The 14653-nt window shown below is 34.2% G+C and carries 15 protein-coding genes and 1 tRNA gene; 12 read left to right on the plus strand and 4 right to left on the minus strand.

Annotated elements, in window-relative coordinates:
* Positions 1-73: 73 nt before the first annotated feature.
* Genes cfbD through IJL02_RS07600 form a run of 3 tightly spaced genes read left to right on the plus strand, consistent with a single transcriptional unit; the run spans position 74 to position 3109 of the window.
* On the plus strand, positions 74-1144 hold the full coding sequence (cfbD, locus tag IJL02_RS07590) for a Ni-sirohydrochlorin a,c-diamide reductive cyclase catalytic subunit (RefSeq protein ID WP_292814336.1): 1071 nt from the start codon (positions 74-76) through the stop codon (positions 1142-1144).
* A 1-nt stretch (position 1145) separates the two neighbouring features.
* The gene (hisH, locus tag IJL02_RS07595) at positions 1146-1742 is read left to right on the plus strand and encodes an imidazole glycerol phosphate synthase subunit HisH (protein ID WP_292814339.1); all 597 of its coding nucleotides are present in this window, start codon (positions 1146-1148) and stop codon (positions 1740-1742) included.
* A 2-nt stretch (positions 1743-1744) separates the two neighbouring features.
* A complete protein-coding gene (locus IJL02_RS07600; protein WP_292814342.1) occupies positions 1745-3109 on the plus strand; it encodes an AIR synthase-related protein in 1365 nt (454 codons plus the stop codon).
* A 34-nt stretch (positions 3110-3143) separates the two neighbouring features.
* Here the strand turns inward: IJL02_RS07600 and IJL02_RS07605 are convergent, their stop codons facing one another.
* Both IJL02_RS07605 and IJL02_RS07610 read right to left on the minus strand, forming a co-directional pair.
* Positions 3144-3272 (minus strand): hypothetical protein, encoded by a 129-nt coding sequence (locus IJL02_RS07605; RefSeq protein ID WP_292814345.1) that lies wholly within the window; start codon positions 3270-3272, stop codon positions 3144-3146.
* Between the two features lie 63 nt (positions 3273-3335).
* A complete protein-coding gene (locus IJL02_RS07610; RefSeq protein ID WP_292814348.1) occupies positions 3336-4196 on the minus strand; it encodes a S49 family peptidase in 861 nt (286 codons plus the stop codon).
* A 160-nt stretch (positions 4197-4356) separates the two neighbouring features.
* Here IJL02_RS07610 and IJL02_RS07615 point away from each other — a divergent pair, with 160 nt between their 5' ends.
* From IJL02_RS07615 to IJL02_RS07650, 8 genes are all read left to right on the plus strand, one after another.
* Positions 4357-4794 (plus strand): hypothetical protein, encoded by a 438-nt coding sequence (locus IJL02_RS07615; RefSeq protein ID WP_292814351.1) that lies wholly within the window; start codon positions 4357-4359, stop codon positions 4792-4794.
* Between the two features lie 52 nt (positions 4795-4846).
* Positions 4847-4920, plus strand: a tRNA-Arg gene (locus IJL02_RS07620).
* A 20-nt stretch (positions 4921-4940) separates the two neighbouring features.
* Positions 4941-6197, plus strand: coding sequence for a tRNA pseudouridine(13) synthase TruD (gene truD, locus IJL02_RS07625; protein WP_292814354.1), 1257 nt, complete (start codon positions 4941-4943; stop codon positions 6195-6197).
* An 8-nt stretch (positions 6198-6205) separates the two neighbouring features.
* On the plus strand, positions 6206-6724 hold the full coding sequence (locus IJL02_RS07630; RefSeq protein ID WP_292814356.1) for a zinc ribbon domain-containing protein: 519 nt from the start codon (positions 6206-6208) through the stop codon (positions 6722-6724).
* Positions 6725-6733: 9 nt separating this feature from the next.
* Positions 6734-7123 carry a DUF126 domain-containing protein gene (locus IJL02_RS07635; RefSeq protein ID WP_292814358.1) on the plus strand — a complete coding sequence of 130 codons (390 nt, stop codon included), beginning with the start codon at positions 6734-6736 and terminating at the stop codon, positions 7121-7123.
* Between the two features lie 7 nt (positions 7124-7130).
* On the plus strand, positions 7131-8342 hold the full coding sequence (locus tag IJL02_RS07640) for an amidohydrolase family protein (protein ID WP_292814360.1): 1212 nt from the start codon (positions 7131-7133) through the stop codon (positions 8340-8342).
* Positions 8339-9130: a nitroreductase family protein gene (locus tag IJL02_RS07645; RefSeq protein WP_292814363.1), complete on the plus strand. Its 792-nt coding sequence runs from the start codon at positions 8339-8341 to the stop codon at positions 9128-9130. Before IJL02_RS07640 ends, IJL02_RS07645 begins: the two co-directional genes overlap by 4 nt.
* 70 nt (positions 9131-9200) lie before the next feature.
* Positions 9201-11693: a heavy metal translocating P-type ATPase gene (locus tag IJL02_RS07650; protein ID WP_292814368.1), complete on the plus strand. Its 2493-nt coding sequence runs from the start codon at positions 9201-9203 to the stop codon at positions 11691-11693.
* A 5-nt stretch (positions 11694-11698) separates the two neighbouring features.
* Here the strand turns inward: IJL02_RS07650 and IJL02_RS07655 are convergent, their stop codons facing one another.
* Positions 11699-12553, minus strand: a complete 855-nt coding sequence (locus IJL02_RS07655; protein ID WP_292814371.1) for a hypothetical protein — start codon at positions 12551-12553, stop codon at positions 11699-11701.
* A gap of 8 nt (positions 12554-12561) precedes the next feature.
* The gene (gene purB / locus IJL02_RS07660; RefSeq protein ID WP_292814374.1) at positions 12562-13911 is read right to left on the minus strand and encodes an adenylosuccinate lyase; all 1350 of its coding nucleotides are present in this window, start codon (positions 13909-13911) and stop codon (positions 12562-12564) included.
* Positions 13912-14067: 156 nt separating this feature from the next.
* Here purB and IJL02_RS07665 point away from each other — a divergent pair, with 156 nt between their 5' ends.
* Positions 14068-14271, plus strand: a complete 204-nt coding sequence (locus IJL02_RS07665; protein WP_292814377.1) for a helix-turn-helix transcriptional regulator — start codon at positions 14068-14070, stop codon at positions 14269-14271.
* Positions 14272-14653 lie beyond the last annotated feature (382 nt).

A 14653-nucleotide genomic window follows, 5' to 3' on the forward strand; every position in this document is an offset into this window, starting at 1 on the left:
TGAATTTGTTAATTAATTATATTAATTAAGAATTTTATATAATTATTTGTTAAATTTATCAGGTGAAAAAAATATGCATCCAAGACCGAGTCCAATTGCTGCGTCTCTCTACACTTTAAGAGACATGAATGTTGATGTTATTATTATGCATGGGCCAAACGGTTGCTGTTTTAGAACCGGTCGTTTACTTGAAAGTGACGGGGTAAGGGTTCTGACAACCGCAATGGCAGAAAACGATTTTATTTTAGGCGCCGGCGAAAAGCTGGAGGAAACTTTAATTAAGGCTTATGACATGTTTGAACCGAAACTGATGGGCGTCGTTGGAACATGTGCAAGTATGATTATTGGTGAAGATTTAAAAGAAGCCATAGCCAATGCTGATTTGCCGTGTACTGTAATTCCAGTTGAATCCCATGGGGGATCAGGGGAAGGTGACAATACTGTAGGAGCCATCATGGTTTTAGACGCAGCTGTTGAATGTGGTGTTATACCAAGAGATGAGGCAGACAGACAAATTGAAATGCTTGAAAAAGCAACAGAAGTTGAAAAAACCCGTGGAATGGCACAGGGTAAATATATCAAACCTAATTTCGGCGATTCCAAGGAAAATGTTGCAAAAATTGTTGTTCAAGCTTTAAAGGATGGAAATAAAGTTGCTTTTGTACATAATGCTAAAAAAGAAACAGCATATCTGTTTGCAGATATTATCAACTTTGATTATAAAGACATTAACAGTGATAATAAACCAATTATTGTAGCTAATTTGGATGAAAACACAGGTCTTGAAAGAATCAGGGGCCATGCAAGAAATATCGTAAATCAACTGCCGATGGATATTGACTATATAACTGGTGGACTTGATGAATATCCGGTAACAGCAAATGCAGCGGCACAATATCTGAAAGATAAGGATTTGGACTTGATTGTCGTATTTGGAGTTCCTCATGCATTTCCAATTGAGGAATTTGACGTTGAATCTGTTGCAGTAACTGATGGGCCTCGTTTGGTTGAGCCTCTTAAAGATTTGGGCTATACTCATGTTGTAGCGGAGCTTGACGCACATTCAAAAACTTTAGGAACTGAAGAAATAGTATTTTCCGATTTTGGCGGAATGATTAGAGCAGCTATCGGATGGTTGGAATAAAATGATTACAATTATTGATTATAAAAGTGGAAATTTAAAAAGCATTTCCAACGGTTTTAAAAAAATCGGTTGTGATTATCAGATTACTGATGATAAAGAAATAATTGCAAACAGTGATTATCTGGTTCTTCCGGGTGTCGGAGCATTTGGAAGTGCAATGGAGAATTTAAAACCGTTTGAAAGTGTTATTAAAGAGCATGTTGCTGATGACAAGCCATTTCTTGGAATATGTCTTGGCCAGCAGGTACTGATGAGTGAAAGTGAGGAATCTCCAGGCGTTAAAGGTCTGGATTTATTTAAGGGGCATGTTGAAATGCTTCCAAAAGGTGTTAAAATACCTCATATGGGTTGGAATAAATTAAATGTAGTCAATAATTCTCCTATTCTGGAGGGTATTGATGGTGAATATTTCTATTTTGTTCATTCATATCATGTAGTGCCTGATGAAGATGATATTATTGCCGGAACTTGCGAATACGGCGGTGATGTTGTGGCATCATTAAATCAGAATAATTTGTTTTCCACACAGTTTCACCCGGAAAAAAGCGGTGAAGCGGGACTTAAAATTTTGAAAAATTTCACTAATTTGGAGATTTAATTATGGATATAGAAGGATTTGTAAGAGCAAGAATTGATGATTATGATTATAATGACCTTGCAGAGATTTTAGCTGTGAGAATAAGAGAATATAAGAAAATTTCAGAAGAAAACTCTGTTGAAATGGCAAAAGCTGTAATTGATGAAGTTTCAACAACTTTAAAATTGCAGGAAAGTGATGATGAGTTTTTAAAAGAAATTGCTAGTGTAAATAAAGCTGATGTGCTCATGGGGGAGATGGGTGTAGGATCTCGCGGAGCCGGAGACTTTTTTGTTCACAGAAAAATAGCTGAAATAGTATCCTCAACAAACACTGCCTCACTTGTAAATCCGTCAGAACAGGACGATGGAGGTGTCGTAAAGGCTCCAGTTAAAAATGATGAGGTCTATATTACCACAGCTGTTGATGGAATACACTCACGTTTAAGCGAATATCCATTTTTAGGCGGATTTCATGTAACTCGTGCAACTTTAAGGGATGTTTGCGTAATGGGAGCAGATCCTGTTGCAATTTTAAGCGATGTTCACCTTGCAGATGACGGGGATGTTGCTAAAATATTTGACTTTACAGCAGGTGTTGCAGCAGTTTCAGAACTTGTAGATGTTCCAATCGTTGCCGGAAGTACTCTTCGTGTCGGAGGAGATATGGTTTTAGGCGACAGATTTGTATCAGCTGTTGGAAGCGTCGGCGTATCAGCTTATCCTCCAACTGCAAGAAAAGGAGCTACCGAAGGGGATATTATCCTTTTAACTGAAGGTTCCGGTGGTGGAACAATAACAACAACTGCACTTTACAACGGTTTCTTTGATGTTGTATGGGACACAATGAATGTTAACTTTGTTCAGGCATCACATGCGCTGTTTGAAGCAGACCTTGTAAAAGACATCCATGCAATGACAGATGTGACAAACGGAGGTCTTAGGGGCGATGCTCATGAAATCTCAAATACAACCGGTGTTGGATTGGAGTTTCATGAAAAAGAAATCAGACAAATGGTTGCGCCTAATGTGTTAAACATGCTTGAAACATTAAATATTGACCCGTTAGGTGTTTCAACTGATTCATTAATGTTAATTGCTCCTCCGGAAATTGTTGGAGATATTAAAAAGGCAGTTGGAAAATATGATGTTGCAATATCTGAAATTGGTGAGGTTAACAACTCCGGCGAGCCGATTTTAATTAAAGAGGATTCAACTGAAGAAAAATTGGTTCCATTGTTTAGGGAAGCTGCATATACCAAAATTAAAAAGTTAGTTGGTGAAACAACTCCTGAAGACTTTGAAGAGATGAAACAAAAAGTTCAAAAAGCTTCAGATGCAGCTATTGCTAAAAAAGAAAAAGTTATTGAACATATTCTAAGGAATTAGTTTTTTTGAAGAAAAATCATTGGATTTTCCTTCATTACATTTTACTTGTTAAAATTCCTATCTTTTCTTTTTTGTAGGGTCTTGACCTATCATATGGTGAGAGTTTCATAGGGTCATGTTCTTTAAAATATTTTATGTAGTGCTTATATGTAATTTCATTCATAATAACATCTCCTATGCAGGTATTAAGTAAATATTATGTTTTAATTGTTTAAATAATTTATCTTCAATCTAACAAATAGGATAGAAATGTCCCATTTTGATTGGAATATATTTTACTAGTGTTCACGTTATTAAAATAACTTAAACTCGCATAATGTATTGATAATATTAAGTCTTGAATTTCTTCATCATCTTCAATGTATCTAATGTTTAAACCTATTTCTAGACATTTTTCCGGCGATAAATTTCGGTAATGGCTTTTTGTAGCTTCCCTAAAGATAAGTTCGTATACAATTTTTTCAATCATTTCTTGATTGTCCGCTTTAAACATGGAATATTTCAAAGATTTTTCTAAAATTTCTTTTGCCCAGTCAATAGAATTTTCACATTCGAATAAAAAATTAGCAGGGTACTTATCAAGTAATGTTGTCCAATAATGAGTACTTTTTGGATTTTCTTCAATCTCTTTTTTAGCTAGTTCAAATTCTTTAATTACAGTTCGGGCACTCATTCCATAAATTTGTGGGTCTGCTGGACCTAAACTGGAATGTTTTCCCATTAATATTTCTTTACATGAGCAAGCAATCATTGTTCCTCCAGACATAGCCATTTGTGGGATAATTGCTCTTATGTTTTCACCAAAAACTGCATGCAAATAATCTATAATAGATTCTGTTGCATTTACTGATCCTCCGGGAGTATGTAATATCAAATCTAATCCTTTTGATTTATCTAAATCTTTTATAACGCTCATGAATCCATTTTTGTCCATGGAATCTATTGCGCTTTCTTCGTTTTCTAGTGTCAACCAACCGGAATAATATACGATGGTATTCCTTCCAGTTTTTTCACTTAATTCTTTTGTATATTTGATTATTGTAGTTTTAGGATTATTTTCTTCTTCAATTTCACTAAATGAAGGCATATTATCACTAGATATTCTGTTTAAATTGTATCAATTAATTATTTTGTAAGAAATATTTTGAAATATTTTGAATATATTAATTGTCGAAGTGCGATTGCGTGCAAAAGCACTTCTGCACACTTCCAAATTTTTTATTTATTTTGAACTCCAATTTTGCAACATGTTAGATGATAAAGGAAATTTTTTTTTAATAGAGTCAATTTTAGCTATTGCGATTCTTTTAATGGCAATTTTTGTTGTAAACACTGTTATTAGTATATCAAGTCCTGATTACTCTTATGATAGTAGGGATTTCAAAACAGCTCAGGATACTATGGAAATTTTATCGGGTAAGGTTAATTTCACTGATGTAAGTTTTATTGGAAGCATTTCTGATACTTTAAAAGATAATAAAAATTCAAAAAAATCCGTTAAAGAAGTTTCTGAGATTTGTAAAAATAAGTTTAAAAGCCTTGGTATCGAAAATTACCAGTTCAGTGAAAATAATGTTTTAAATGGTAAAGTATTGGCGTTCAAAGGTGATTATTCAAATGCTGCTAATGTATCGCAAGCTACTAGAACCTATGGTGAGTATTCATATACCTTGTCGGTATGGTAATAATTTAAATACTATAAAAATAATATATTTGTTTGTTATCTTATTTTGTTTAGCCCCGATGGTGTAGTTTGGATAACACATGGGACTGCGGATCCCATTCCCCGGGTTCAAATCCCGGTCGGGGCATTATTATTTCCGTGATTATTATGTTAAATGCTAACACTTATGTTACATCCCAAAAAGGTATTGGTGGGACTATTAGAAACCAATATGAAGATTTTTATGTAGAAGAAATTCCTGAAATAACTCCTGAAGGCGAAGGTCCGAATGTTTATGTCTGGATTGAGAAACTTGGAAGGACCACCTTGGATGTGGTTTTGGATATTGCCCGTGATTTGCACATTTCAAGAAAAAGAATGGGCTTTGCAGGAATGAAAGATAAAAAGGCCATTACCCGCCAATGGATTTGCATAGCAAATATGGATTCTGAAGAGCAATTCAAGCAAGTTGAAAACTTGGATATTTATAAAACCGATTTTTTAAAGGTTGTTCGTGGCCGTAAAAAACTCAGAATGGGTCAGCTTAAAGGAAATAAATTCAAAATTCTCATTAAGGACTTGGATGATATTGAAAAAAGCGCAGAAATTGCAAACGATGTTTTGGGAGAACTTGAAATAAAGGGCGTTCCTAATTATTTCGGATGGCAGAGATTCGGAAAGCCAAGAACTATTACTCATTTGGTTGGCGAAGCACTGGTTGAAAATGATTTGGAAAAAGCTGTTGGGAGATATATTGGAAATCCAACAGAAGATGAAGGTGAAGACAATCAGAAGGCGAGACAGGCATATGATGACGGAAATCTTGAAGAAGCTCTCACTCTAATGGGTAAAGGAATGCGTTATGAAAAAATGATGATTAAGGAGTTAATCCGAGACTCCAAAAAAGGTGAGCTGACTGATCAGTCTTATATGAATGCTCTGCATGCACTTCCAAAACCGCTGCAGAGGATGTTTGTTCATGCTTATCAATCTTATTTGTTTAATGAAGCTGTAAGCAATCGTGTAGCTATGGGAATCGATAAATATGTTGAAGGAGACATTATCATTGATAATGAGGAAAATATAGTCAGAGATAAGACTCCCAAACAATATCAGGAATTGATTACAGACTTTAAGGCAGATCCGACTTGTCCCTTGTATGGTACAAAGGTTCCATTTGCAGGAGGCGAAGTCGGCATTATGGAAGAAAATATCTTAAAGAATTATAATCTTACCAAAGAGGATTTTAAAGTCCCTAAAATGCCACGTTTGGGAAGTCATGGCCTTAGACGTGCGATGCGTTTTCAGGTATGGGATGCAAAAGCAACCCCTCAAGAGGAGGGTGTTTTATGTGAGTTTTCAATCAATAAAGGCTCATATGCAACTGCCGTTTTAAGAGAAATCATGAAAAAGGATGTTATTTAGGTGAAATTATGGTAATATGTCCAGATTGTGGAATGGAGGTTCCAGATACAAAATTCTGTAGAAATTGTGGAGCATATCTTGCTGGTGAAACTCAAATAGTTAATGTGGAATCTAGCCAAACAACAGAAGATGTGCATGATGTTAAAACCGAGAAAAAGAAGTACTGTTCTAATTGCGGATTTGAATTAAATGGAGACTTTAAATTCTGTCCAAATTGCGGATATGATTTAAAAAATAGGGTTGTTAACAATAATGCCAATAGGAACGTTGTAAACGCATATGAAGAGAAAAATATTGTTTTAGCGATTATTTTAAGTGTTATTTTCCCGGGATTAGGTCAATTCTATTTAAATTTGAATCATAAAGGTATAATATTTTTAATTGGATACATTGTATCTGCATTTTTAGTATTTTTTGTTATTGGGTTCTTATTAGTATTTGTTATATGGATTTGGGCATTGGTGGACACTATCCAGTCTACAAATGCTTTAAATGCTGGTGAAAGTGTAGAAGATAGGTTATTTTAAAGTGATTTTATGATTGAGTGTAGAAGTATTGCAAAAGGAAAAGGTAAAGGAGAACTGATTGTTTCATCAGAACCTATTAGTTTTTTAGGCGGTGTAAATCCGGAAAATGGTGAAATAATTGATCCGAATCATGAACTAAAAGGAAAAATAATTAAAGATAAGGTTCTGTTTATTCCTGGTGGTAAAGGGTCTACTGTTGGTTCTTATGTAATTTTTCAGATGATGAAGAACAACACTGCTCCAAAAGCAATTATCTGTCTTAATGCTGAGCCAATAATTGCTACTGGTGCAATAATGTCTGATATTCCTATGGTGGATTCACCGGCTAACATTAAAGATTTAACCGATGGAACTTTAGTGGAAGTTGACGGGGATAACGGAACAATAGAAATATTGTAGTGATAATATGCAAACTCTAATTGAAAACGTAAACATCATTAATCCATTTGAAGAAGTTAAAACTTCACAAAATGTTTTAATTGAAAATAATATAATTAAGGAAATTTCCTCTTCAAAAATTAATGTTAAAGATGCCAATTTAGTTGATGGGCAAGATAATTATTTGCTTCCGGGATTTATAGATTGCCATACGCATATTTTTGCAAAGGGTTTTCACAAACAGGAAAACATGGCAAATCCTTTGGGAATTCATTTCTATAATGCAGTTCCCCATTCTATACAAACATTAAATGCAGGTGTTACTTCAATTAGGGATTGCGGGTCTGCTGATTTAAGTTTTAAATTAGCTCAAAAGAGAAGATTATTCCCTGCTCCAAAAATCCATCTGTCAATTACTCCTCTGGTCATGACTGGTGGTCATTTCGATTTGTTTTTACCCTCCGGCTTTGATATGGAGATAATGTATCCTGGTTTTCCAAAGGGAAGATGTGATGGTGTTGAAGAGGTCATAAAAAAGACTCGTGAAGTTAAAAGGGCAGGCGCTGATTTTATTAAAGTAATGTGCAGTGGAGGAGTTTTAACTACAAATACTTCGCCGGAATTTCCACAATTTAATAAAAAGGAACTTAAGGCTATTGTTAAAGAAGCTTCTGCAAACAATATGGGTGTTTCAGCCCATTGCCATAGTCTCAAAGGAATGAACAATTGTATTAAATCAGGATTTACATCAATTGAGCATGGTACTTTTATTGATAGGAAAACAGCTAAAAAGATGGTTGAAAAGGATGTTAATCTGGTTCCAACACTTTTGGTCCATCAATTTTTATATGAAAACGGTTTTCCTGCATGGGACAGTTACGCCGATGAGAAAACAGAAAAATTAAAGGAAATCGTTAAAGTTCACAAAGAAAATATTGCCGTTGCCTATGAGGAAGGCGTAAACATTTTAATGGGTACAGACAGTGGCGTAATTCCTCATGGTCATAATTTAGAAGAATTGGTCCACTTGGTTGATATTGGAATGTCTCCTCAAGAGGCAATAGCCAGTGGAACAGTCAAAGCAGCAGAATTTTTAGGCCAGGACAACCTGGGTTTGGTTAAAGAAAGCTATGCTGCTGATTTAATTTTGGTAAATTCAAATCCTTTAGAGGATATTTCTGTTTTAAGCGATAATGAGAATATTTTAAATGTTATTCAAGATGGTGTTATAGTAAAATGAAGTTAATCATTGATGAAGATCTTTGTAATGCCTGCGGTCAATGTTCAAAAGTATGTATTCGAGACAATATTGTAGTCAATGACTTCGCTGTTGAAACAGGCAGCAACTGTTTTGAATGTGGTCATTGTATGGCTGTATGTAAGGTGGGAGCGATAACTCTAAAAGCATTTCAGGGAAATGAAGATAGGATAGTTGAGTATAATCCCCGAAAAATCCCAGTTGGCTACGATGATTTGCTTCAGTTTTTAAAACAAAGAAGGTCTGTCCGCTGGTTTAAAAATAAAAAAATAGATAAATTAACATTTGATAAATTATTTGAAGCTGCTTATTACTCACCATCAGCACAAAACGAACAGGATGTTGAATTTGTCGTTTTGGATGAAAAATTAGATGAATTCATGAATCTTGTATATGATATTATTAAAATCGAAGAGGAAAAATTTTTCAGAATCGAAGAATTTGGAGATTATTTAAAGGATTCCTCTTCAAAAGAATTCCATCCTCTGTTGTGGGAGGGAAAACAGCTTATTTTAACTTTTTCAACTGATAAAACAAGTGCTGTTATAGCTAATACCAGATTGGAATTGCTTGCTTATTCTTTAGGTCTTGGAGGATTTTATTCTCTGTTCATTTTAAAAGCTGATGAAATTGACCACGATCGGCTAATGGAATTTTTCCCAGAAATCGATTCAGACAAACACATGTATTCTTCTTTTGTAATCGGCTATCCGAAAGTGAAATTTAGAAGAACCATTCCTCATAGTGAAATTGATGTAATATATAAATGACTTTTTGTTTTACCTAAACTTTTATTATAGATAAATATAAAACTATTGTTATAATTAATGGGGGATTGTCATGGCAAAGTCAAAACACATGGACGTTCCGATTGAAGGTATGCATTGTGCATCCTGTGTTTTAAGTGTAAATAAAACTTTCGAAAAGGTTGACGGTGTGGAAGATGTTGATGCCGATTTGGCTTCAAATAAGCTTCACATTACCGTTAATCCCAAAAAAGTTTCTTATGATGAAATGGATAAATTAGTTAAAAACTTAGGTTTTGAACTCCATTCAGATGAGATGACTTTAAGAATTCAGGGTATGCATTGTGCTTCATGTACAATGAATGTTGAGAATTTTTTAATAAGATTGGATGGTATTTTTGATGTTAAAGCAGATTTGACCTCTCAGTCTGCAAAAATAAGGTATGATTCATCTAAAGTGGATTTGGATGAAATTGAAAAAGTAATCGAATCACTGGGCTTTGAACTTTTAGGAGTTGAAGGGCAAAGCGAAATTGATGAAGAAGCTATTTATCAGAAAGATTTGGCCGAAAAGCGTAACAGAATCATTGTAGGTTTAATATTTTCAGCTATCTTAATGATTTTAATGTTTAGTGGATGGGATCCGTTAATGGGTCTAACAGATTCCATTAAACAGTCAACCGGACTGAATATATCTTCAATGGGATTATTATCCTTGCTTGTAAGTATTGCTCCATTTTTATATGTTTCCTTACCAATCTTAAAAGCTGGTGGAAATGGATTAATGCACAAAAATCTGAATATGGATGTGATGTATTCCATGGGTATTATGGTGGCATACGTTTCAAGTATTTTAGGTACTTTTCACATTGTTTTAGACCATTCTTTCATGTTTTACGATTCCGCTGTAATGCTTCCTTCATTTTTAATGATTGGAAGGTATCTCGAAGCAAGAGCTAAAAAAAGAACTTCAGATTCAATAAGGGAGTTAATTGGTCTTCAACCTACTGTTGCAACAGCTATAGAACTCGATGAAAATGGTGAAATTGCATCTCAAAAAGAAGTTTCAATTGCAGATATTGTAATAGATGACTTGTTGTTAGTAAAACCTGGAGACAAGATTCCTGTCGATGGTGATGTTGTTGGCGGGGAATCATATGTCGATGAGTCAATGATTAATGGTGAGCCAATACCTAAAGTTAAAAAAGATGGTGAAGAAGTATTTGCAGGAACAATTAACCAGGACGGTGTGTTATATATTAAAGCACAAAAAATCGGAAAAGAAACTGTATTGTCAAATATTATCCGTTTAGTTGAAAAGGCACAATCCTCAAGACCTCCTGTTCAGAAATTTGCAAACACAATTGTAAGTTATTTTATTCCTGTAATTTTAACAATAGCTCTCGTTGTATTCCTAATATGGTATTTTGTATTGGGAGCTTCTTTGTTGTTCTCATTAACATGTCTAATTTCAATTTTGGTAGTTGCCTGTCCATGCGCATTGGGACTGGCCACTCCGACCGCAGTTACTGTTGGTGTTGGAAGGGCGGCTGAGTTCGGTATTCTAATTAAAAATGGTGATACTTTAGAAAATGCCGGACAAATTGATGTGGCTGCTTTTGATAAAACCGGAACAATAACAGAAGGAAAACCTGAAGTTGACGATATAATTGCTTATGGAATATCTGACAGTCAATTAATCCAGCTTGCAGCCAGTGTGGAACAGAATTCCAATCATCCTATTGCAAAAGCAATTGTTAATAAAGCTAAAGAGATGGGTGTGGAATTCGATTCAACAAGCACTTTTGAAAATGTCACAGGTAAGGGTTTGAAAGCCCAAATAAATGGAAGTGATGTTTTTGCAGGCAATTTGGCGTTAATGCAGTCTAATGATATTGATGTTTCAGATGAATCAATCGACAAATACCATGAACTTGAAAGCTTAAGCAAAACCATAATTTTCATTGCACAGGATAAATCCGTAAAAGGTATTTTGAGTTTGTCTGATAAAATCAAAGCTAATTCCAAAAGAACAATCGACGAATTGCATAAGATGGGTGTTGAGACTTATATGCTCACAGGTGACAATGAATCAACAGCACTCAATGTTGCCCGTGAAGTTGGAATTGATAATGTACGTGCTGGAGTTCTGCCTGAAAATAAATTGAGCATTGTAAAAGAAACACAGGCAAATCATACCAAAAAAGTATTGTTTGTGGGAGATGGAATTAATGATGCTCCTGCATTAACACAGGCAGATATTGGTGTTGCCATGGGTAATGGAACAGATATTGCTATGGAAAGCGGAGATATTGTTGTAATGGAAGGGGATTTGGAAAATGTGGTTGCAGCAGTCCAATTTTCTAAAAAAGTAATGAGAAGAATTAAAGAAAATATATTCTGGGCATTTGCATACAATTCAATTCTGATTCCTATTGCAGCAGGTGTTTTATACCCTGCATTTGGTATAACATTTGAACCGGCTTTAGCGGGTTTGGCTATGGCAATGAGTTCGGTTACTGTCATCACATTATCTTTAATGCTTAAAAGATATGTGCCTGAAATAAAAAGAAAGAGTAAAAATTAATTGGTCTATTGATCAATTAATTCCAATTTTATTTTTCCAAGTTTCGGTGCAAGGAAATTATAGAATATTGCTATAAGGATACCATATATAAATAAACTGATAAATCCTACAATAACATTAATAAGGAAGGATAAGATTTCTCCACCGCTGATTAATGTTATTAATGCACTGATTAAGTTTAATACACCTCCAACCACTGCAAAAACAATACCTAATTTCAAGGTGTCTATAGATTCGATTGCAGTCATATTATCTTCTTTTGTTAAGTTAAATACCGCACCTCTTCCAGTATTTGCAAGGATATTGTAAATGTAAGTTCCAAGCAAAACAAACACGAATGAAATTATAAATGTGCCGAATATTATCATTGCAATAATCATTGGTTGACTTATAAGCATTAATATTTGGTAAATGCTGTATGCTATCATTTCCTGGCCGGAAAACATTAAAGTTTGCATTATTGAACTAAGCAGCAATGGTAAAATGAAGGATGATGCCAAATAAATCAATATTACCTGTATTGTTATTATCATTGCAATTATGATTGCTGTTTGTGTAGTTGAAACTTTAATTAGTTCTTTTTCATCTGCAAATGCCAATTTGATTGTATTTACCTTTTTAGATATAATGTTAAAAAGGAAACCTTCACAGAATGCATTGTAGATTGTATACATGAAAGTACCTACAATTATTGTTGGGATGAGGTACAGTGACACTCCAATAGAACCTGGACTTGCAATTCCAATTCCTATTACGATAGCTATTGAAGAGATTATTGAAAACAGTACTGCAATAGCGGTCATAATTATTGTAAATGAAGCCAAATTCACTGATTTTAACTCTTTAATACTTGTGCTCATTTTTTCACCTAGAACCAGTCTTTAGATTTTTCAAGCAATTCGTCAATGATTATGGAGATTGATCCGACATAGGTGTGAGGGTCCATAATTTTTTCAACATCATCTTCGGTTAAATATTTTTGAACTTCCTCATCTTCTAAAATCAGTTCTCCTAAGAGTAATTTTTCTTTATTGGCTTTAATTGCATTTTTTCTTACAATTCCATATGCGGTCTGTTTTCCCATTCCTGCACGTGTAAGTTCTGCCATCAATCTTTCAGCCATAATCAACCCGTTAGTCAAGTTCAGGTTTCTTTCAATGTTTTCATCATAGAATATTAAGTTATTCATTAATTTAATTGTCAAGTTTAAGATGTAATCGGTTAGTATACAGCTTTCAGGGAACATGATTCTTTCACATGAAGAGTTGGTCAAATCTCTTTCATGCCAGAGAGGGTTGTTGTCTAATGCTGCATTAACATATGATTTGATGATTCTTGCAACACCACAAATCCTTTCAGCAGTAATCGGATTCATTTTGTGTGGCATTGTACTGCTTCCGACTTGTTTTTCAGGATCGAAATATTCTCCGACTTCCATTAGCTCAGTTCTTTGAAGGCTTCTAATTTCCAATCCGATTTTATCAAGGGTACTTGCGATATTTGCGAGCACGCTAATAAACTCTACATGGTTGTCTCTTTGAACAACTTGGTTTGTAATTGTAGCGGCAGGAAGGCCTAATATTTCAGCAACGGTTTTATGGATTTCCCAACCTTGCTCACCTAATGCGGCGGTGGTTCCTACAGCACCGTCCATCATACCGATACAGACATTTCCTTCAGCATGTTTCAATCTTTCGTATTGTCTGTGAAGTTCATCAGCCCAAATACCGAATTTCATACCGTAGGTTGTCGGAAGCGCATGTTGTCCGTGTGTACGTCCGATGCATACTTTCATTTTATTTTCTTCAGTTAATTTGAGCATTATTTTGGTTAATCTTTCTAATTTTTCTTTTAAAACTTCAATTGAGTCACGAATAAGCAATGAATTTGAACTGTCTACAATATCGTTAGATGTTGCTCCGAAGTGCACATATTCTCCTGCGCCATTTTCACATACTTCTGTGATTCCTTTGGAAAGTGCAGCAATGTCGTGGTTAGTTTCAGCTTCAATAGCTTTAACTCTTTCTAATTTTACATATTCTGTTGTAGCTTTAGCGGCAATTTCATCAGCAACTTCCTGAGGAATTATTCCTAGTTTTCCTTCAGCCTGTGCTAATGCAGATTCCACATCTAACATTCTTTGCAGTTTGTTTTCTTCTTCCCATATTCTTTTCATTTCTGGGGTACCGTACCTAAATTCAATAGGATGTATAGCCATTTTTTATCATCTCATTTTAATTCATTAATCTATATTATATATTTTAATCATTCTGTCTATTATATTTTAATTATAATTTACAAAACATTTATATTACTTTATCTAAAAATATTAATACAACCTATATAATCTGAAGATTATATGATAGGTGAGCATATGGAAACAAAAATACGGCAGTTTCGCCACGAAAAAGGCATGACTCAACAGGAGCTTGCCGAAGCTGTTGGCGTGACTCGTCAGACAATAAACGCATTAGAAAACGCTCGTTATAATCCTTCCTTATTATTGGCCTATAAGATTACAAAGATTTTGGGCAAAGGTTCTATTGAAGATGTTTTTGTGTTAACTGAAAACGATTGAATGAGATTTCGGAATTGGTATTTTATTTGTTGTTTTGTTAAAAAGTGTGTTGTTTTTCTATGTAATTTATCTTTTACATAATGATTCTAGTTTTGGTAACATGTCTTTATTTAATGACGCTTTAAAGGAGATTAAAATTAAAAACCTTTCGATTTTTATTATTATTGTCTATCTAGTTTTATTTGTTCTGTCAAACTATGCTGGTATAGGCAGTATCAAGTGGATTTATTTGATAATCATTTGTTATTTCATTTTTAAATTAAAAAATTCTCTTAAATGGATAAAAAATGATATAATTGGCATATTTGATAAGATTCAGTTAAAATATGTTTTACTAATCGTGTTTTTAAATATTTTCTTCTCTTATGGAATGCTGTATTTT

The organism is Methanobrevibacter sp. (assembly GCF_017427765.1).
Lineage (GTDB): Archaea > Methanobacteriota > Methanobacteria > Methanobacteriales > Methanobacteriaceae > Methanocatella.

Bases quoted from the DNA above. Each gene is read 5' to 3' on its own strand.
- IJL02_RS07640 (WP_292814360.1), top strand. From the start codon at position 7,131: ATGCAAACTCTAATTGAAAACGTAAACATCATTAATCCATTTGAAGAA.
- IJL02_RS07635 (WP_292814358.1), top strand. From the start codon at position 6,734: ATGATTGAGTGTAGAAGTATTGCAAAAGGAAAAGGTAAAGGAGAACTG.
- IJL02_RS07615 (WP_292814351.1), top strand. From the start codon at position 4,357: ATGTTAGATGATAAAGGAAATTTTTTTTTAATAGAGTCAATTTTAGCT.
- IJL02_RS07630 (WP_292814356.1), top strand. From the start codon at position 6,206: ATGGTAATATGTCCAGATTGTGGAATGGAGGTTCCAGATACAAAATTC.
- IJL02_RS07605 (WP_292814345.1), bottom strand. From the start codon at position 3,272: ATGAATGAAATTACATATAAGCACTACATAAAATATTTTAAAGAACAT.
- IJL02_RS07600 (WP_292814342.1), top strand. From the start codon at position 1,745: ATGGATATAGAAGGATTTGTAAGAGCAAGAATTGATGATTATGATTAT.
- IJL02_RS07645 (WP_292814363.1), top strand. From the start codon at position 8,339: ATGAAGTTAATCATTGATGAAGATCTTTGTAATGCCTGCGGTCAATGT.
- IJL02_RS07665 (WP_292814377.1), top strand. From the start codon at position 14,068: ATGGAAACAAAAATACGGCAGTTTCGCCACGAAAAAGGCATGACTCAA.
- IJL02_RS07610 (WP_292814348.1), bottom strand. From the start codon at position 4,196: ATGCCTTCATTTAGTGAAATTGAAGAAGAAAATAATCCTAAAACTACA.
- cfbD (WP_292814336.1), top strand. From the start codon at position 74: ATGCATCCAAGACCGAGTCCAATTGCTGCGTCTCTCTACACTTTAAGA.
- truD (WP_292814354.1), top strand. From the start codon at position 4,941: ATGTTAAATGCTAACACTTATGTTACATCCCAAAAAGGTATTGGTGGG.
- purB (WP_292814374.1), bottom strand. From the start codon at position 13,911: ATGGCTATACATCCTATTGAATTTAGGTACGGTACCCCAGAAATGAAA.
- IJL02_RS07655 (WP_292814371.1), bottom strand. From the start codon at position 12,553: ATGAGCACAAGTATTAAAGAGTTAAAATCAGTGAATTTGGCTTCATTT.
- hisH (WP_292814339.1), top strand. From the start codon at position 1,146: ATGATTACAATTATTGATTATAAAAGTGGAAATTTAAAAAGCATTTCC.
- IJL02_RS07650 (WP_292814368.1), top strand. From the start codon at position 9,201: ATGGCAAAGTCAAAACACATGGACGTTCCGATTGAAGGTATGCATTGT.